The organism is Ruegeria sp. CDSB136, assembly GCF_059610965.1.
Genome location: NZ_JBXWOP010000005.1, coordinates 213,331 through 231,494 on the forward strand (window position 1 = coordinate 213,331; position 18,164 = coordinate 231,494).

Sequence of the window (18,164 nt, forward strand, 5' to 3'; positions counted from 1 at the left end):
CAAAACCAAAGTGTATATGACAGGCATCGGACATCCGGTTGCAGGTTGCGCCCGATCGAAACATCCTGGACACTTTCGAAGCTTCAACCTCAGCGCTCAGAGAGAATCTTTCCGGGCAATAGACGTCCCTCTTGGTTCTCCGTTTCTTCAGCACAACCGTGGGTCCGCTCAGATATGTAGGTTCAAGAGTAGCCCGCCAGATAAGCCATTGGTTGAAATGCTGATTGAACGAAGCCCGATCAGATAATCCTTTTGACTCGGATCACCGCCATCGCCATCATTCACACAAGAATACCAGAATGCGATTTTGGCCCCTCCCTGCTGTGAAAGTTCATGCAGTCGGCATGTGATAGGAGGAATTTATGAAAAGATTACCCACATGGACAGCTGCTCTCGCCACTTGGGCAGTTCCAGCGCTGCCTGTTGCAGCCCAGTCGAGCGACTGGAATTACGAAGCCACGATTTATCTGTTCATGCCAGAGACAAAAACGTCACTGGATTCGCCGAACGGCAACATCGATGCAACGCTGAGTTTTTCGGACGCGCTCAGCAAGTTGGACCTCGCCTTCATGGGTGCCTTCGCGGCCAGTAACGGCCGGTGGAGTCTGTTGACTGATTACAACTACACCAAGCTTTCCATTGACAACGACCTGTCCGGGCCTGCGTTCTCCGGCGTGGAAACGTCCCTCAAGACGCAGTTCCTGAGCGGCTACGTTGGTTACCGCGTCTACGAAGACCCAACTTTGAAGCTGGATCTGGCAGGAGGGTTCAGGTGGTTCAACACGGAAACCGAATTCACGCTGTCCCCGGGGGCATTGCCTGGGACGACCAGTACCGTAGACGCCAGTTGGACAGACCCTGTCATAGGTCTCCGCGCCCGCTATGCGATTTCTGATCGCTGGTCCGGTACGGCCTTTCTGGACTACGGAGGGTTCCGAAGTGGCAGCGAGACCTGGCAAATTTTGCTGACGGCGGATTATGCCATAAACGACCGATGGATGATCAGAGGCGGATACCGCCATATTTCGTTTGATCACGAAGTGAATGGTAACGACTTTGACTTCAGCCAGTCCGGCCTGCTGATCGGCGCGACATACGCTTTCAATTAGGTGTTCCTGTGTGTGGCGGATAAATTTCGCTTTTGATTTCAGCAGGTCGCTTCAATTGTTTCGCTGTGGCCATCTCCCGAAACGAAGCGCAGCTCTTTTGTGGTGCAAGTGCGTGAAGTCGTGGCACTGAGGTGCCCGATCATTGGTTAGCGATCAGGTTATCAAGGCGAACGGGTCGAGCGCGCGACGGCCGAAGTAGGGATATATCATGAGTGGAATTGGTAGGCGTTTGAAAAGAGCAGTTAGGGACATCGCCGTTGGCGATTACGAGAACGCGGTGACAGCAATCTTCCAGGCTTTTGATGCGACGGGGAAAAAGCGATACCCGTCAAAAGGATCAGGTCATAGGTTCAAAAAGCTGCTGGAAGACCAAGAGGAAATCGTTTGGGAGATTGCCTTCAGTGTCAGAGTAATAGGCACGAAATTTGAAGGCCTTACGATGCCGGAAGCGATGTGGAAATTGGTTAGAAACCCCATCGTGCACGAAGGTGAGTTCAGTAAGCGCATTAGTTTTGAGGGTGGTTATGAGCGGCTTCCAGTGGGAGAGAATTGGAACCTGCCACCAAGATTTCTGACAGGCCTGGCAACTGCAGCTATATCGGCTAAGGAAAATTCGGACGAGCAAGAAGATTTGGCCTTTAAGTTCAATTTCTTTGGCCGGGATATTCCTGCCCAGAGTTTGTGGGGCGCCGAAGAATGGATCAGGGCCGAGTTAGAGAATATTCACCGCCGCAAAGCAGAAAAGGTTGCACTGCGCCGAGCTGATGAACAATCCCACAAACGCTGATCAACAATAAGGAGGATCAGGTCTGAAACTTTGACGAAAGCGGAGCACCTCTTCGGATGCACTTCTGGCCAGTTTTGAATGCTCATCGAAAAACTGTGTATCATGGTGTGCGAACGGAGACATTCGCGCTCTGTGAACTGGAAAATAGGGAAATAATGCTGATTAAGCTTACAAATGTATTGAGCCTACTTACCGCGGTGACAGCTTTTTCGCCTGCGATCGGGCAAACCCCTCAGTCTTCGACTCTTTTTTTAAACGTCGATGTTTTTGACAGTCGAAATGCAACTGTGATCGAAAATGCTAACGTCCGGGTCACGGGCAACTTTATCGCCGAGGTTTCGACCACTGAGTTGCCACCCGAAGCCGCAACTGTAATTGACGGTGGCGGGCGCATGCTCGTTCCCGGTCTGATCGATGGGCACAATCACATCATGCTGGGTGCCAGTCCCATTGCACTCGCCTACAATCTGCATTGGACCTATGTCGGCGCGTTGGCGACGCGGGAGGCTGAGGCCATGCTGATGCGCGGCTTCACGACCCTGCGGGACGCCGGAGGGCCTTGCTACGGTATTGCTCAGGCCATTGATGAAGGCATCATACCTGGGCCGCGCATATTTTGTTCCGGGCATTTCATAGGGCAGACGTCCGGGCATTTTGACTTTCGTTTGTACAACGAAACCCACCCGAGGCAGCGTGGCGAGCGTAGTTTTTTCGAGACGCAGTGGTCATTCATCGCAGACGGTGTGCCGGAAGTTCGTGCCATGACCCGCGAGGCGTTGCGGCTAGGGGCGACCCAAATCAAACTAAGCCTGGGAGGTGGCAACTCCAGCCCCTATGACCCACTTGATACCACGCATTACTCAGTCGAGGAGATCCGTGCTGCGGTGGATGCGGCCGAGGATTGGAATACCTATGTTCTGGTGCACGCATATTCAGACGAGTCGGTTATGCGAGCGCTGGCCGGCGGTGTAAAAAGCATTGATCATGGCAATTTGATCAAGGAAGAAGCGACCATCGCGGCAATTCGAGATGCGGGCGCTATCCTCAATCCACAGTTCCTGATCTTCACACCAGACGATGAGATGCTGGCAGGAGGAGACCCGGACACCATCGCCAAGGGCGCACCAGTCCGAGACAATGTGGAGACCTTCGTCTCGCTCATCCAGAAGTACGACCTGCCGATTGCCTTTGGGGTCGACCTATTTGGCTCACCGGCGCTTCTTGCTATGCAGAATCTGGAGTTCGAGCGTCGCGGAAGATGGTGGTCAGGAGCGAAAGTTTTGCAGCAAGCGACATTCAATACCGCTGAACTCCTTGCCCTCTCCGGGCCACGAAACCCTTACCACGAAGGCAAACTCGGAGTTATTGAACCCGGGGCTTATGCCGATCTTGTGCTGGTGGATGGCAACCCGGTGGAGGATATCAATCTGATGGTCGATCCAGAGGCCAACTTCTCGGTTATCATGAAGGATGGTGTGATCTACAAAAACAGTCTTGAGTGAAGCGGCCGCTCAGGCGCAATGTGCGATTTGAACGCAAGATTCAGTCAAGTCCGTGGTAGGTGTACACACTCAGTTCGAAAGTTTGGCAGTGAATAGCAGTGAGAGGGCTCAAAAATCCAACCAGACGCGGTGACAATGGAGAACCGCCGTCAATGAACCGAGGCTCGTCGACCGCTTATCCCGAAAAGAGGCATTTGCCCCGATTAGAAAATGAACTCACAGAGCCCAACAGAGTTCTTTGAAGACCTAAAGATCGGTCTGGAAGACTACACGCGTTTCATGGGAAAACTCGGTCCAAGCCGAAGTGAGCGATGCAACACCATGAAATTTCTCACGCTTGCGAATGAAGTCGGAATTGGAGATTACAGTGAGTGGTGAAGAGAACAAACCCATCCCAGCACATGTGGAACTAGATCCCGATCACGAAGATGCCATTGTTCGGTGGTGCAACCGCATGATCCGCCACGGTGTCAGGGCATTGTCGGTGCTGATGCTCGGAATCATTCTGATGGCAATTATTGACGCCGGTTTCACAACCTACCAAAAGTTGCTGGAACCGCCTGTCTACATCTTGGAAGTCAGTGACCTTCTCACGGTTTTCAGCGCCGTGCTGGTCGTTCTCATTGCGATAGAAATCTATACAAATATTACACTATATTTGACCGCCGACGTCATCCACATCAAGCTTGTTGTCGCAACAGCCTTGATGGCTGTAGCTCGAAAAATCATCACGCTAGACGACAAAAATTTGGAACCTCAGTACTTTCTTGGTTACGCAGCAATCGGTCTTGCGCTGGGCGTAACCTACTGGCTTATAGCCAGAAAACCATGAGTCACTCGGATCTTTTGTTGCCATCGCTTCTGTGAAGCTGTTTCCTGAACATGAAATAGAAACCTCGTCAGCCCATGCGTTCCTGATTAACCCCCGACTAATCCGTGGATTAACCGGACTTTGCCGACATAAACCCTAATGCCGGAAGCAAAGAAGGTCAGCTTGGTTGTTGCAGCACCATTGGCGGGTGGCTTATTCTGATCGTTTCATGGGTCCAGAGCCCGCACGCCGTTTGAAGCAAAGCGGTAAACGAAACGCCCGCTAAAAGGATTTCTGCTATCTTGAGCACTCTCCATTTTCTGGAAGCGCCGCAAATTACGGATTCCCCTCTCGAAATGACGCTTATTGGCTGCACCGCATTTGCACGCATTTTGCACGTTGCAGAAACAATCTTGCCGGCGAATGCAGCACTTTGCAGTGCTTTCTTGCGGTTTGACTGTTTGGGAGAAGCCTAATTTTTAATTATTATCAGGAAGTTATGGTGCTGCTGGAGAGAATTGAACTCTCGACCTCTCCCTTACCAAGGGAGTGCTCTACCTCTGAGCTACAGCAGCGCTGTGGGCGGGTGATTAGACTCAAACGAAACGCTGCGCAAGGGTGTCTGGACGGTTTTTTTCGCCTCCTGTAGAGAAAGGTCATGGCAGACAACAAATCACCCAAAAAACGCGGCAATTCCGGGGACGCGCGGGAAGAGCGACTGAAAGCGGCGCTCAAGGCGAATATGGCGCGGCGCAAGGCGCAGGCCAAGGCGCGTGCGGCATCCGATGACAAGGCCGACAAGGAAGAGGGATAAGAGCAGATGGATTCGATTCTGGTGACGGGCAACGGCCCTCTCAAAGGTCAGATACCGATTGCGGGGGCCAAAAACGCGTGTCTGACGCTGATGCCCGCAACCTTGCTGAGCGAAGAACCGCTTACGCTGACCAACGCACCGCGGTTGAGCGACATCAAGACCATGACCACGCTGCTGCAGTCGCTGGGGGCCGAGGTGTCCGCGCTGCAGGACGGTCAGGTGATCGCGATGTCCAGTCACACCCTGACCAGTCATGTCGCCGACTACGATATCGTGCGTAAGATGCGCGCCTCGAACCTGGTGCTTGGCCCGTTGCTGGCCCGCTTTGGCGAGGCGGTCGTGTCGCTGCCCGGCGGCTGCGCGATCGGTGCGCGGCCCATGGATCTGCACGTTGAAGGGCTAGAAGCGCTGGGCGCCGAGATCGCGCTGAAAGACGGTTACCTGCACGCCAGCGCGCCGGGCGGCCTGAAGGGCGCCGTGCACGAGATGCGGTTCGCCTCGGTCGGGGCGACTGAAAACATCGTCATGGCCGCGACGCTGGCCAAGGGCACCACGGTCCTGAAAAACGCAGCCCGAGAGCCTGAAATCGTCGATCTGGTCGAATGCCTGCGCAAGATGGGCGCGCAAATCTCGGGTGAGGGCACGTCGACCATCGAAATTCAGGGTGTCGACCGGCTGCATGGCGCGACGCATCAGGTGGTGACCGACCGGATTGAACTGGGCACCTACATGTTGGCCCCCGCGATCTGCGGTGGCGAGGTTGAGTTGCTGGGCGGCCGGATGTCTCTGGTCGAATCCTTCGCGGCCAAGCTGGATGCGGCCGGCATCAACGTGAGTGAGACCGAAAAGGGCTTGAAGGTCGCGCGCAAGAATGGCCGCGTCAGCGCCGTGGACGTTGTCACGGAACCTTTCCCGGGCTTTCCCACCGACCTGCAGGCGCAGATGATGGCGCTGATGTGCACGGCCGAAGGTACCTCTGTCCTGGAAGAGCGGATTTTCGAGAACCGTTTCATGCACGCCCCCGAACTGGTCCGCATGGGCGCGCATATCGAGGTGCATGGCGGCACGGCGACCGTCACTGGTGTTGAAAAGCTCAAAGGGGCGCCGGTCATGGCGACGGACCTGCGGGCCTCGGTGTCGCTGATCCTTGCCGGAATGGCGGCGGAAGGCGAAACAACGGTCAGCCGGGTCTATCATCTGGACCGCGGATATGAACATGTGGTGCGCAAGCTGGAAGGCGTGGGCGCAAAGATTGAACGGATCAAGGGCGAATGACAGACGCAAGTTTCGAAGACGGGCGCGAGGCGCCGCTGAATCTGGGGGCCGAGGACGGCGATGACCTGCAGGTGATCTCGACCCTTGCACAGGACGCGGTTTTCCCTGCGACCGAGATGAAATGGCAACCTTCGCAGCGCCGCTTTGGCCTGCTGCTCAACCGCTTCCGCTGGGAAGACAAGGACGCAGCCGACCGCCGGGGCCGCCCGTTTGAGCGCGTGCAATCCGTGCTGGTGTTCGACTCGGTCCTGTCTGTTGCCAGCCAGGGTGTCGACCGCAGCGAAAAGGATACGGTGATGTCACTGCTGTCGGTCGATTTTGAACCGGGCGAAGAAGGCGCGGGTCAGGTGTTGCTGACGCTGGCCGGGGACGGTGCAATCCGTCTGACGGTCGAGGCGCTGGATGCCACGCTAAAGGACGTCACGCGCCCTTACCGGGCCCCGTCCGGGCATGCCCCGCACCACCCCGAATAGATGCAGAACAAGCGCGGCATATCTCAGGCGTTTTCCGCCGCGCCTGAAAGTGTCATTCTGCGCCGCGCTACCGTTTTCGACGTGTTCGACATCAGCCGGGTTCTGATCCGGTCGATCACCCAGCTTTGCACGGCAGATCATCAGAACGACCCCCGGGCCATCGCGCAATGGACGGAAAACAAGGACCCGGCCACGATCCGGGGCTGGATCAAACCCGGTTCGCAGATCTGGCTGGCCGAGCGGGCCGGGCAGGTGGCTGCTGTCGGCGGTTTGTTTGAAACCGGAGAGATCACTCTGCTTTACATCGATCCGGATCATATCGGCTGTGGTCTTGGTTCGGCATTGTTGAACCGCATGGAACAAGAACTGATCGCTGCGGGATGTTCCGATGCCCGACTTGAGGCAACGCAAACCGCGCAAGATTTCTATCTGCGCCACGGCTGGCAGGCCACCGGGCAGTGTTGCGACCGCATGGATCTGTCCTGCTTTGCCATGCGCAAATCGCTGCACCCAGGCGACTGAGGGTTGAGGCCCGCCCCTCCCGGCGATATGTCCCGCGTCAAACGTCCGGAGTGCCAGATCATGCCCGTTTTCCTCGATACGACCGCGCCCGACTTCGAAAGCGCTTTTCAGACCCTGCTGTCCGCCAAACGCGAGGACAGTCCGGATGTGGATGCGGTGGTTGCGCAGATCATCGACGATGTGCGCACCCGGGGCGATGCGGCGGTGATCGAGCTGACCTCAAAGTTTGACCGGCTAGACCTGACACCGGAAACCATGGCCTTCTCAGCGGCTGAAATCTCAGCAGCGGTTGCACAGGTTTCGGCCGACGACCGCGCGGCGCTGGAACTGGCGGCGGATCGCATCCGTGCCTATCACGAAAAACAGCTTCCACAGAACGCACAATGGACCGATGAGGCCGGGGCGACGCTGGGTTGGCGCTGGACAGCAGTTTCGGCAGCGGGGCTCTATGTGCCGGGGGGGCTTGCGTCTTATCCGTCATCTGTTCTGATGAACGCCATCCCCGCCAAGGTCGCCGGGGTTGAACGTCTGGCCATCGTGGTGCCGACACCGGACGGGCAGGTGAACCCGCTGGTCCTGCTGGCCGCACAACTATCCGGTGTGGACGAGGTGTATCGCATCGGCGGTGCACAGGCGATTGCCGCGTTGGCCTACGGGACAAAGACCATCGCGCCCGTGGACAAGATCACCGGTCCGGGCAATGCTTTTGTCGCGGCGGCCAAGCGCCGGGTCTTTGGCAAGGTCGGCATCGACATGATCGCGGGCCCGTCCGAGATTCTGGTGATCGCCGACAAGGACAATGACCCCGACTGGATCGCGCTGGACCTCCTCAGCCAGGCCGAACATGACGAAAGCGCGCAGTCGATCCTTATCACTGACGACGCCGCATTCGGGCAGGCGGTCGCGCAGGCGGTCGAAAAGCGCCTCCAGACCTTGCAGCGCCGCGCGATTGCCGGGGCCAGTTGGCGCGATTTCGGTGCCGTCATTACCGTCCGCGATCTGGAACAGGCCGCCGCGCTGTCAAATCGCATCGCACCCGAACATCTTGAGCTTTGCGTGGCCGACCCGGTGGCGCTGAGCGCCAAAACCGTTCACGCGGGTGCCATTTTCCTTGGCCAATACACGCCCGAGGCCATAGGCGATTATGTCGGCGGCCCCAACCACGTGCTGCCGACTGCGCGTTCCGCCCGGTTTTCCTCGGGTCTCAGTGTGATGGATTTCCTCAAGCGCACCACGCTCAGCCACATGACGCCCGAAGCCCTGCGCGCGATCGGACCCGCCGCCGAGCAACTGGCCACATCGGAAAGCCTCGAGGCGCACGGGCTGTCCGTCACGGCCCGCCTCAGGCGGCTGAACGGGTAAAGCTATGGCCTGCGGGCCACAGCCGACCCGACCCTGGCCGGGGACGGGTTCCGGGGCGCTCGATTGACCGCTAAACCGTTCACCGACCAGCAAGGATCAGTCTATTGGAACGTGTGGCGACCCTTTGGATCGGAGAACGGTTCAGCTTTCTGGAGCATTTGTGCCTGAAATCCTTCGCCGACGTGGATCAGACGCCGATCGTCTACCATTACGGCGATCTGCGGGACATTCCGGACTATATCGAAGCCCGCGACGCGCGCGAGATATTCGATACCCCCGAGATTATCCGCGACCCTGTCACCCGGTCGGCGGCCGTGCATGCCGATCTTTTCCGACTTAAACTGCTGGAGCAGACAGATTACATCTGGGCTGACACCGACGCCTACGCCCTGCGCCCGTTTGAAACCGAAAACGGCTACCTGTTCCCCAAGGCCAACCGCAAAACCCGCCGCATCATGAATGGCGTGCTGGCCTTGCCCGGCGACAGCCCTGCCTTGCGGAACATGTGCGATTTCGCTTTCGACAGCGATCTGGTTCCGCCCTGGTGGAGCGATCAGCAAAAGACCAATTACCTGGAACTCTACGGCAAATCCACGCATTGGAGCCTGCCCATCTTCAGCTTCGGCCCGCCCATGCTGTTCCATTACATCTTCCCGACACCCGAACACGAGATGAGCGTTCCTCGTACGCTGCTCTACCCGATCCCGCTGCGCCACCGGTCGCTGTGGAACGAACCGGACCTGTCCAAACTGGACACCCTGAACTGGCAGCAGCAGATGTCGGTCCATTTCTTTGGATCGTGGTTCCGCAGGATCTTCTCGGGTCGCCCGATCAATCCTGGATCACTGGTCGACACGCTGCTGCGCAAGCACGGAATCGACCCTTCGGACCACCCTTTGTGACAGGGCCCGCGGCATCCGAACCCACGCATTGCCCATTCAGAACTCTTACGATAAGTCTGGCCAGACCTGAACGGACCAAATGATCTATGACCCGCATTTCGCATATCGAACTGGACGACCGAAACCTGCCTCCGCCGACCCCCGAGATCGAGCAGGAGCGTAAGGTTGCGATCTATGATCTGCTCGAAGAGAACACCTTTACGCTGCCACAGCGCGACGGTCGCACCGTGCCCGACGGCCCGTATCACCTGCAATTGTCGATCCGCGACAAACGGCTGGTTTTCGACATCGAAACCGAGGCCAGCGAAAAGGCGGCCGAGTTTCACCTGTCGCTGGGTCCGTTCCGGCAAGTGGTCAAGGATTACTTCCAGATCTGCGAAAGCTATTTCGATGCCGTGAAGACCCTGCCGCCCAGCCAGATCGAAACCATCGACATGGCCCGCCGCGGGATCCACAACGAAGGCAGCCGCGTGCTGCAGGAACGGCTGGAAGGGAAGGCCGACATCGATACCGATACCGCCCGCCGCCTGTTCACGCTGATCTGCGTGTTGCACTTCGGAGGCTGACGCGTGAAGCCGTTGCCGCAGTCGGTCCTGTTTTGTTGCGACCACAACGCGGTCCGGTCTCCCATGGCCGAAGGGATCATGAAGAAGTTCTATGGCACCGGCACCTATGTTCAGTCTGCCGGCGTGCATAACGATCTGGAAATCGACGGGTTCTGCATTGCCGCCTGTCAGGAGATCGATGTCGAACTGTCGCGCCACCGCTCGCGGTCGTTCGACGAGATGGAAGAATGGGGCGATGACCTCAGTTCCTTCGATCTGGTGGTGGCGCTGTCGCCTGCCAGTCAACGCAAGGCGCTGGAACTGACCCGTGTTTTTCACCTCGATGTCGATTATTGGCCAATAATGGACCCTACCGGACTGGGCGAGACACGCGAACAAAAGCTACATCACTACCGTCAGACCCGCGATCAGATCATTCAGCATCTGAAAGATCGCTGGGGCGAACCAACGGAGAGATCATGAACGCGACCGTCAAAACCTATTTCGAAGCCTTCAACGCCGGTGACGTGGACGGCATGCTGGCCTGTTTGTCCGATGATGTGGCCCATCACGTGAACGAAGGCCAGATCCGTGTCGGCAAGGAAAAATTTGCAGCCTTCTGTGCTCATATGAACCGCTGCTACCGCGAGAACCTGACCGATATCGTGGTTTTCGAGGCCGAGGGTGGCACCCGCGCCGCCGCCGAGTTCATCGTCAACGGCACCTATCTGGAAACGGATGAAGGGTTGCCGCGAGCCAACGGCCAGACCTACCGCCTGCCCGCAGGGTCCTTCTTTGACCTCAAGGACGGCAAAATCACCCGGGTTACCACCTTCTACAATCTTGCCGACTGGACCCGTCAGGTCGCAAATGCCTGAGGTGAGCGAGGTCCGCACCCTGACCGGCGCGGCACTGGAGGCCGCGCTGGATGATGTGGCGCGCCTTCGGATCCAGGTGTTCCGCGCCTGGCCCTATCTCTATGACGGTGATCTGGATTACGAACGAAAGTATCTGCAATCCTACCGCGACAGCGACCGCGCCATAATGGTCGGCGCCTTCGACGGCGACCGCCTGATCGGCGCATCGACCGGCGCACCGCTGACCGACCACGCCGACGATTTCGCGGCGGCGTTCGACGGAACCGGGCTGGATCTGGGTGACATCTTCTATTGTGCGGAATCCGTGTTGTTACCCGACTATCGCGGGCAGGGCGTTGGCCACAAGTTCTTCGACCTGCGCGAAGCCCACGCCCGCAGCCACGGGTTTTCCAAATGTGCGTTTTGCGGCGTCCAGCGTCCTGCCGACCACCCGATGCGCCCCGAAACATACCGGCCGCTCGACGCCTTCTGGCGCGCGCGCGGATACGCACCGCTTTCCGGCGCCATCGCGCAGTTTTCGTGGAAGGATATCGGGGAAAAGGGCGAGACCCAGAAGCCTTTGCAATTCTGGATCAGGGATTTGTAGGCCGCTTTGGTCGCTTGCCGACAAAACAGCCATTCATCGTGCCAACGCGGTGAATGACCAGTTGTTCAGGCTGAGCTTACTCGTCCAAATCGCCGCTATGCCTTCTAGGAAGGCAGCCAATGTCTCATTTGCCACGCCGCGCCAGCTCATGAGGCCGAACCTGGCATCCAGTGGGTTCTTTTCGGAATGGCCGACACCTTAGTACATCGCGCTATGGCGGGGTCGGGTGATCTGACCGCTAATCGTTGCCTTCCTGTCTCGGCTCTAAGTGGTTGCGTAGTTCGACAATTCGAAGGAATTGCGCTGTACAGTGCGCCATCTCCGCATCTAATGTCCCAGCAACTTTGAACCGGGGACACATCGATGAAAGTCGCAACCGCCGCATACGATCTCGACTGGCTCGCCAGTTGGAGCCAGTACGAGGACAAGCTGGACCGCTGGGTCGCCGAGGCCACGGGGCAGGGCGCCGACCTGCTGGTCTTTCCCGAATACGGCGCGATGGAATTGTCGACGCTGGACGGGGCCGGGGTGGCCGGTGATCTGGAACGCTCGATCCAGGCGGTGTCCGGGCGGATGGAGGACGTACAGAACCTGCACACCCGCCTCGCGCAGACGTACAAAACATACATTCTGGGCGCATCCGCCCCGGTGATTGACGGTCCGGGCCGCCCCGTAAACCGGGCCGTTTTCTATGCGCCGGACGGTGGTGTCGCGCATCAGGACAAGCAAATCATGACCCGGTTCGAGCGTGAGATCTGGGACATTGCCCCCGGTGGTCCGCTCAGGCTTTTCGACACCGCACTTGGCAAAATCGGTATCCTCATTTGCTATGACAGCGAGTTTCCCCTGCTGGGTCGCGCCCTGAACGAGGCCGATCTGATCCTGGTGCCATCCTGCACCGAGGCGTTGTCGGGATATTGGCGCGTTCGCATCGGCGCGATGTCAAGAGCGTTGGAAAATCAATGTGTTACGGTTATGTCGTCGCTGGTTGGTAGCAACGGATGGTCCGAGGCCGTCGACATGAATACCGGCACAGGCGGCATATTCGGCCCGCCCGACAAGGGCTTTCCCCAGACCGGAGTGCTGGCCGAAGGCACCCTGAACCAGCCGGGTTGGACCTATGCGGATGTCGATCTGTCCGCCATTGCCGAGGTTCGCGCCGATGGCCACGTTCTGAACCGAACCCACTGGGACGAACAGCCGCCCCGCGCCGAATCGGTCACAATATCTAGCCTATAGATGATTCCGCCCTTGAAATAAGGCCGAAATAGGCTCATTTAAGCGCACAACCCTGTAGATTCTGCAGGTGCAACGTAATGATGGAGACAACATGGCCAAGGAAGATACGCTCGAATTTCCCGGTGTCGTGAAGGAACTCCTGCCTAATGCGACGTTTCGGGTCGAGCTGGAAAACGGCCATGAAATCATCGCACATACGGCAGGGAAGATGCGCAAGAACCGCATCCGTGTTCTAGCCGGCGACAAGGTTCAGGTCGAGATGACCCCTTATGATCTGACCAAGGGTCGGATCAACTACCGCTTCAAATAACGCCTGCCGCAATGGCGTTTATTCTCGGATCGGGCAGCCCAAGACGGCTGGACCTGTTGGCCCAGCTTGGCGTGCAGCCCGATGCCATCCGCGCGCCCGATATCGACGAAACGCCCCTGAAGGGCGAATTGCCGATTCCCTATTGCAGCCGCATCACTCGCGCAAAAGTGCAGGCAGTTCAATCGGATAGCGATGACGTCACCCTGTGCGCGGACACCACCGTGGCGCTGGGCCGCCGCATTCTGGGCAAACCCGAGGATGTGGGGCAGGCGGCTGAATTTCTGCACGCCCTGTCCGGTCGGCGCCATCGCGTGATCACCTCGGTCGCCGTGCGGCGCGGAGAGCGGATCCTGCAGCGCGACGTGGTTTCTCAGGTCAAGGTCAAGCGTCTGTCTGACGTTGAAATCAACGCCTATCTGGCGACCGGAGACTGGAAGGGCAAAGCGGGCGCTTACGCCATTCAGGGTCCCGCCGGGGCGTTCATACCGTGGATTTCCGGCTCTTTCACCGGTATCGTTGGGCTGCCCCTTTCCGAAACCGCCGCCCTTTTGCAGGGCATCGGATATCCCCTGTATCGTGAGGTATCATGAAGGGTCGCACCATCGTTCTGGATCACATCGACGACCGCGAAGCCGCCGCTCTGATGGTGGATGGCAAGCTGGACGATTTCCTGATTGCCGCAGACGCCCCCGCGCCGGGTACGATTTATCGCGCACGTGCCGACCGCCCGGTCAAAGGGCAGGGCGGAATGTTCCTGACCACGCCCGACGGCCCCGCGTTTCTGCGTCAGGTCAAAGGTCTGGCCCCCGGCACATCGATGCTGGTGCAAGTCACAGGGTATGCGGAACCGGGCAAGGCGCTGCCGGTTACGGACCGCGTCCTGTTCAAAAGCCGCTATGCGATCATCACGCCCGATGCGCCGGGCCTGAACATCTCGCGCTCGATCCGGGACGAGGATGAGCGCGACCGGCTTCTGGAGATCGCGCATGAAAATATGGATGGCAGTGACTACGGCCTCATCCTGCGCTCGTGCTGCCTGGGCGAGAACGCCGACGAAATCGCCGAAGACATCAGAGCCATGCTGGCCAATGCCGATCAGGTCATGAACGACCCCGGGGCCGAGCCGGAGTTGCTGCTGGAAGGCGACAGCCCACACGTTCTGGCATGGCGCGACTGGACTGATCCGGCCGAGGTTATGACCCAGTCCGGAGGCTTCGAAACCCATGGCGTGCTCGACGCGCTGGATGTTGCGCGCGGTATTTCCGAACCACTTCCAGGTGGTGGTCATCTTTACATTCAACCGACACGCGCGTTGGTGGCGGTGGATGTGAATACCGGGGCCGACACGTCGCTTGCAGCCGGAACAAAAGCCAATTTCGCCTGTGCCAAGACACTGGCGCGCGCATTGCGCGTGCGCGGTCTGGGTGGGCAGATCACACTGGATCTCGCTCCCATGCCCAAGAAGGACCGCAGAGGCTTCGAAGGGGCTTTGCGCGCTGCATTCAAGGCCGATGGCATCGAGACCACTCTGGCGGGCTGGACGCCCCTGGGCCACTACGAATTGCAACGCAAACGCGGACGCATTCCCCTGTCCGAGGTGCTGAAATGAGTTGTCCGATCTGTGGTGAAGACACCGTGACCAGGTTCCGTCCCTTCTGTTCAAAGCGCTGTGCCGACATCGATCTGGCCAAGTGGCTGAACGGCTCCTATGCGGTCGCTTCCCAGCGGGAAGAGGACGAAGAGGCGGATCTCTCTGGGGAGAATTCCGAGCCGCCAAGGCCGCATTGAAAAAATCTCAAAAAGCCTCTGGACACTGCGTGGTGCAAGTCATAGAAGGCCTCCACCCAACGACGAAAGTCGTTCCCGTGCCCGGGTAGCTCAGGGGTAGAGCAGTGGATTGAAAATCCTCGTGTCGGTGGTTCGATTCCGCCCCCGGGCACCATTCAAACTCTTGATAATGCTCAATATTCATCCTTGAACCTTTCAGGGTTTGACAGTTTTCTTGAAGGGTTTGACAATTTTTGATCGGCGTTCGTTCTCCTTCTCCAGAGTTTCCATCGTTATCCGGTTACGCTCTGCCAAGTTGGCGGATCGGGAATAATGGCGAGCCATCGATGGGGTTTTTTGCCCCAGCAGGTCCGCAATCTGGCGTTCCTCAAGCCCTGCTTCTCGCAGTGTCGTGGCCACGGTATGCCGCAGCCCCTTGAGTGTCAGGCCGGGTTGCACAGCGCCCTCAGCTTCCAGCTTTTTCTTGAAGCGGTACCAGACCGTCGAAAAGCCGTTGTAGGTCCAAGGCTTTCTGTTTGATGAGGCAAGGATGGTCACGGCGTCGTGCGTGGGCGCAGCATCCAGAGCCGCTTGCAGCGTCGGACCGATTGGAACGGCAACTTCCTGGCCCGTCTTGCCCCTGACGCCCCAGATCGTGTCGCCGTCTATCTGGCGACGGGTCAGCTTAAGCGCATCGGACGGATCAAGGCCGGTATTCATAATCAACGCCACCGCCACTCGAACGTGCGGGGCGGCCCGATCCAGCACAACTGCGCGTTCTTCCACCGTCCAAGGCCGGTTGGCATAGGGCCGATTTTTCGGGCGCGGCTTGGGAATGACACCTGCCGCATAATCCCGGTCGATCAGACCGCGCGGAATGGCATAACGAAACACTTGACTCAGGAAGGTGCGGACCATGTTTGCTCGCCGCCAGCCAATCTTGTCCGCCGCTTTGTCATGGATGCCCGAAACGAGGGGCGTCGTTATTGCGGAAACAGGCGTGTCCCGGATTGGGTGCAGGAAGTCAGAGCACTTGCGATAGTCGCGCTTGGTGGCGTCCGACAGATTGCCATAGTGTTCAGTCTGGAAATAGGAATTGACCAGACCGCCAAGGGTTCCCGGCTTAGGTGCTTGCGCCTTCTTCGCCTCTACAATGGCAGCAATGCGGGCACATTCCGCAAAAAACTCAGCCGATCCTAACGGAGTTTTTTCCAGGTCGATCTTGTGACTCGTGGCGCGATGATAACAGCGCGGTTTCCCGTGCCGATCATCGAATATCTTGAAACCTCTAACCCTGACACGTGTCATTACAACTTGCCAAGAATGACGTCCTGCGTTGCCATCTCGGCCCCTTCCTTCATTGTATCAATCCAATTGTCCAGATCGCGCTTGTCCCAAAGGACTGTGCCGGGCCGCATTTCAATTGGTTGGACGGGGCACGTTGTTTTGAAGAGCTTTGGAGGAAGTCCAGTGTAAACCGCCGCCTCAGACTGTTTCAGCATGCGTTTCTCATTAACGTTGATAGTGAGACTAGCGTTAGCCACTGCTAGTGCCTCCCAAGACGCTCGTTGTTCCATAGCGTTGACCAAGATGTCCGTTCAGGGTCAATTTACCCCGAGGATCAATTGGCGCTGTTTTGGCCGGTTGGTTTTCTTCGACTACTTGTCGCATCACTCAGATCCAAACTCTGAAGCAATAGCCTCTATCTCTCCAAACGAAATCTGGCGCTCGACATGCATGCCTTCCATTTCAAATAATCTGGCAATCCCTGACTTATGCCACGCGGTCGGGTAACCTTCGAATTCATACTTTTCCATTTCGGGAAAGTGAGCCGCTGTGAAATACACTTCTAATCCGGCGTTTTTAAAAATCACGTATGCTGGTCTTTCATGGACGTTATATTTTAAGTTATATATTGATATATCTGAATCCACTTCGTCCCGATGCGACGACACGAAATCGAATAGGTAAACAAGGAAGTCTTCGGCGTTGTTTTCTCGCTTGAAATCGAGACGCTGAATTACACTTGCAGTTTCGATCTGCTCGAACTCATCATTCCGGAATTGACGGTAAATCTCAAAAGTCTCGACTATACGGTTTGGTGGAGCGCCTGTCATGAGCGCAAGCGTAAGCCTCGCAGCATCACGCGTTGTCATTTCCGGTGCGTTCACACCACGCGCTCCTGTCGTCAGAAAGCCTGCTTCGCGGAGCTTCCTTGCAACAAAGTGAACTGTCGCTCGCTCGATACCAAGCGCATTCGATATCGTTTTTATCAGATGACCAGACTTCATTCCCTAAGTGTGTAATGATCACTTAGGAGATGTCAATACACACATTGTGTTTGGATTCGAAGTTACCCTTTTATCTGAAGACAACGCTTGGGTGCTTGTGCGCCTCTGCTGGGCACGACCGCCAACGTGACCGAATTTCACACCAATCAATGGGATCGCCTTGAAAGAGCGAACGTATCTTGACTTCCAGCTTCGTCGGTCTCCCCATCAATAAACAACAGCATTTATTAACATAGTCTGCAAACCCCATGACGCGTGAAAATTGTTCGTCCGTGGTCTTCGCAAGGTCCCTGCCGACATCTCGCCGTCGCGTTTGCAACTTTGTTTTGGACCACCCCGCGAGCGGACAGGTGGCGCAGCGCCACCACCACCCCCGCCCCTTTTAGGGGAGGTGGTGGTAGCGCAACTGTTTTTGGGGGTGTTAGCGTCACCTTGCGCCACCCATGATTTTTGGGTGGTGGCGCACATCATACCGTTGCCCATTCGCCTACCTCCACAGTTGGGACAGGCTTGCGTTGAGCACCTGTTTTCTGCCCTGTGACCAACGCCCCGGATTTCAGCCAAGTCTCGATTATTTTCTTGATACGCTGGCAGTCGGCTTGGGCGTCTGCGAATAGAAACCCTTACCTAAAGACAGCTTGTGCCACAGCGGCATCAAGTCGACCATTTTGTATGTCGCTTGCGCAGATGTCGTAAGCTACATACACGCCCCATTTTCCCTGCCAACTTGCGGCAAACGAGCCCGCATTTAAGCGCCCCGGAAAACAGTGCTTTCCAAAGTGCCAGTAGTTGTATCGGGAATTCGTCTCCTCAATTGCCGCTCAGTGACAATCAACACTAACGAAGAAAGAGGCCATTCGATCAAGATCTCGCACCGCAAGGTTTGGTTCAGCGAATTACGTGAACCGAGCACCTGGCGTGATGCACGACTCTGTTCGCAGTGGAACCTAGAAATATGTCCTCAAAACCAGGCTTGTGCGAGGCCAAGACG

At 57.3% G+C, this 18,164-nt stretch carries 23 protein-coding genes and 2 tRNA genes; 20 read left to right on the forward strand and 5 right to left on the reverse strand.

From position 1 onward, the window contains the following. Positions 1–362: 362 nt before the first annotated feature. From AC2FIR_RS07845 to AC2FIR_RS07860, 4 genes are all read left to right on the forward strand, one after another. Positions 363–1,109, forward strand: a complete 747-nt coding sequence (locus tag AC2FIR_RS07845) for an outer membrane beta-barrel protein (protein ID WP_480440756.1) — start codon at positions 363–365, stop codon at positions 1,107–1,109. Positions 1,110–1,317: 208 nt separating this feature from the next. Beyond that, positions 1,318–1,896, forward strand: a complete 579-nt coding sequence (locus AC2FIR_RS07850; protein ID WP_170613173.1) for an Rv1289 family protein — start codon at positions 1,318–1,320, stop codon at positions 1,894–1,896. A 155-nt stretch (positions 1,897–2,051) separates the two neighbouring features. Further along, complete coding sequence (locus AC2FIR_RS07855; protein WP_170619409.1) at positions 2,052–3,398, forward strand: metal-dependent hydrolase family protein; 1,347 nt, start codon at positions 2,052–2,054, stop codon at positions 3,396–3,398. A gap of 367 nt (positions 3,399–3,765) precedes the next feature. Beyond that, positions 3,766–4,230, forward strand: a complete 465-nt coding sequence (locus AC2FIR_RS07860; RefSeq protein ID WP_321251590.1) for a phosphate-starvation-inducible PsiE family protein — start codon at positions 3,766–3,768, stop codon at positions 4,228–4,230. Positions 4,231–4,709: 479 nt separating this feature from the next. Here the strand turns inward: AC2FIR_RS07860 and AC2FIR_RS07865 are convergent. Further along, positions 4,710–4,784, reverse strand: a tRNA-Thr gene (locus tag AC2FIR_RS07865). An 83-nt stretch (positions 4,785–4,867) separates the two neighbouring features. On the opposite strand from AC2FIR_RS07865, the gene AC2FIR_RS07870 reads away from it, so the two are divergent. From AC2FIR_RS07870 to AC2FIR_RS07945, 16 genes are all read left to right on the forward strand, one after another. Then, positions 4,868–5,023: a hypothetical protein gene (locus AC2FIR_RS07870; protein ID WP_170612387.1), complete on the forward strand. Its 156-nt coding sequence runs from the start codon at positions 4,868–4,870 to the stop codon at positions 5,021–5,023. 6 nt (positions 5,024–5,029) lie between these two features. Beyond that, positions 5,030–6,298 (forward strand): UDP-N-acetylglucosamine 1-carboxyvinyltransferase, encoded by a 1,269-nt coding sequence (gene murA / locus AC2FIR_RS07875; protein ID WP_480527474.1) that lies wholly within the window; start codon positions 5,030–5,032, stop codon positions 6,296–6,298. Beyond that, the gene (locus AC2FIR_RS07880; RefSeq protein ID WP_170612391.1) at positions 6,295–6,771 is read left to right on the forward strand and encodes a DUF2948 family protein; all 477 of its coding nucleotides are present in this window, start codon (positions 6,295–6,297) and stop codon (positions 6,769–6,771) included. Before murA ends, AC2FIR_RS07880 begins: the two co-directional genes overlap by 4 nt. Further along, positions 6,772–7,293: a GNAT family N-acetyltransferase gene (locus AC2FIR_RS07885; protein WP_496744749.1), complete on the forward strand. Its 522-nt coding sequence runs from the start codon at positions 6,772–6,774 to the stop codon at positions 7,291–7,293. It abuts the gene before it with no gap. Between the two features lie 60 nt (positions 7,294–7,353). Next, positions 7,354–8,655, forward strand: coding sequence for a histidinol dehydrogenase (gene hisD, locus AC2FIR_RS07890; protein WP_496744748.1), 1,302 nt, complete (start codon positions 7,354–7,356; stop codon positions 8,653–8,655). Between the two features lie 104 nt (positions 8,656–8,759). After that, the gene (locus AC2FIR_RS07895; RefSeq protein ID WP_480908700.1) at positions 8,760–9,557 is read left to right on the forward strand and encodes a hypothetical protein; all 798 of its coding nucleotides are present in this window, start codon (positions 8,760–8,762) and stop codon (positions 9,555–9,557) included. 86 nt (positions 9,558–9,643) lie between these two features. Further along, entirely contained in the window at positions 9,644–10,123 is a 480-nt protein-coding gene (locus AC2FIR_RS07900) for a UPF0262 family protein (protein ID WP_170807803.1), read from the forward strand. A gap of 3 nt (positions 10,124–10,126) precedes the next feature. Then, positions 10,127–10,585: an arsenate-mycothiol transferase ArsC gene (locus AC2FIR_RS07905; RefSeq protein WP_170619887.1), complete on the forward strand. Its 459-nt coding sequence runs from the start codon at positions 10,127–10,129 to the stop codon at positions 10,583–10,585. Further along, positions 10,582–10,980: a ketosteroid isomerase-related protein gene (locus AC2FIR_RS07910; protein WP_170612402.1), complete on the forward strand. Its 399-nt coding sequence runs from the start codon at positions 10,582–10,584 to the stop codon at positions 10,978–10,980. The genes AC2FIR_RS07905 and AC2FIR_RS07910 overlap by 4 nt, the downstream gene beginning before the upstream one ends. After that, complete coding sequence (locus AC2FIR_RS07915; protein WP_496744745.1) at positions 10,973–11,566, forward strand: GNAT family N-acetyltransferase; 594 nt, start codon at positions 10,973–10,975, stop codon at positions 11,564–11,566. The genes AC2FIR_RS07910 and AC2FIR_RS07915 overlap by 8 nt, the downstream gene beginning before the upstream one ends. A gap of 363 nt (positions 11,567–11,929) precedes the next feature. Beyond that, on the forward strand, positions 11,930–12,805 hold the full coding sequence (locus AC2FIR_RS07920; protein WP_496744744.1) for a carbon-nitrogen hydrolase family protein: 876 nt from the start codon (positions 11,930–11,932) through the stop codon (positions 12,803–12,805). 91 nt (positions 12,806–12,896) lie between these two features. Next, positions 12,897–13,115 (forward strand): translation initiation factor IF-1, encoded by a 219-nt coding sequence (gene infA / locus AC2FIR_RS07925; protein WP_005978431.1) that lies wholly within the window; start codon positions 12,897–12,899, stop codon positions 13,113–13,115. An 11-nt stretch (positions 13,116–13,126) separates the two neighbouring features. After that, positions 13,127–13,705, forward strand: coding sequence for a Maf family protein (locus AC2FIR_RS07930; protein WP_496744742.1), 579 nt, complete (start codon positions 13,127–13,129; stop codon positions 13,703–13,705). Continuing rightward, positions 13,702–14,724 carry a ribonuclease E/G gene (locus tag AC2FIR_RS07935; RefSeq protein WP_480908696.1) on the forward strand — a complete coding sequence of 341 codons (1,023 nt, stop codon included), beginning with the start codon at positions 13,702–13,704 and terminating at the stop codon, positions 14,722–14,724. The genes AC2FIR_RS07930 and AC2FIR_RS07935 overlap by 4 nt, the downstream gene beginning before the upstream one ends. Then, a complete protein-coding gene (locus AC2FIR_RS07940) occupies positions 14,721–14,903 on the forward strand; it encodes a DNA gyrase inhibitor YacG (RefSeq protein WP_496744739.1) in 183 nt (60 codons plus the stop codon). Before AC2FIR_RS07935 ends, AC2FIR_RS07940 begins: the two co-directional genes overlap by 4 nt. A 79-nt stretch (positions 14,904–14,982) precedes the next feature. Further along, positions 14,983–15,057 (forward strand) — tRNA-Phe (locus tag AC2FIR_RS07945). A gap of 41 nt (positions 15,058–15,098) precedes the next feature. On the opposite strand, the gene AC2FIR_RS07950 is transcribed toward AC2FIR_RS07945, so the two are convergent. From AC2FIR_RS07950 to AC2FIR_RS07965, 4 genes are all read right to left on the reverse strand, one after another. Beyond that, positions 15,099–16,190, reverse strand: coding sequence for a tyrosine-type recombinase/integrase (locus AC2FIR_RS07950; protein ID WP_480536733.1), 1,092 nt, complete (start codon positions 16,188–16,190; stop codon positions 15,099–15,101). Next, entirely contained in the window at positions 16,190–16,384 is a 195-nt protein-coding gene (locus tag AC2FIR_RS07955) for a hypothetical protein (protein WP_480536734.1), read from the reverse strand. The genes AC2FIR_RS07950 and AC2FIR_RS07955 overlap by 1 nt, the downstream gene beginning before the upstream one ends. A 168-nt stretch (positions 16,385–16,552) precedes the next feature. Continuing rightward, positions 16,553–17,053 carry a hypothetical protein gene (locus AC2FIR_RS07960; RefSeq protein ID WP_496744737.1) on the reverse strand — a complete coding sequence of 167 codons (501 nt, stop codon included), beginning with the start codon at positions 17,051–17,053 and terminating at the stop codon, positions 16,553–16,555. Between the two features lie 1,008 nt (positions 17,054–18,061). After that, positions 18,062–18,160 (reverse strand): universal stress protein, encoded by a 99-nt coding sequence (locus AC2FIR_RS07965; protein ID WP_496762106.1) that lies wholly within the window; start codon positions 18,158–18,160, stop codon positions 18,062–18,064. Positions 18,161–18,164 lie beyond the last annotated feature (4 nt).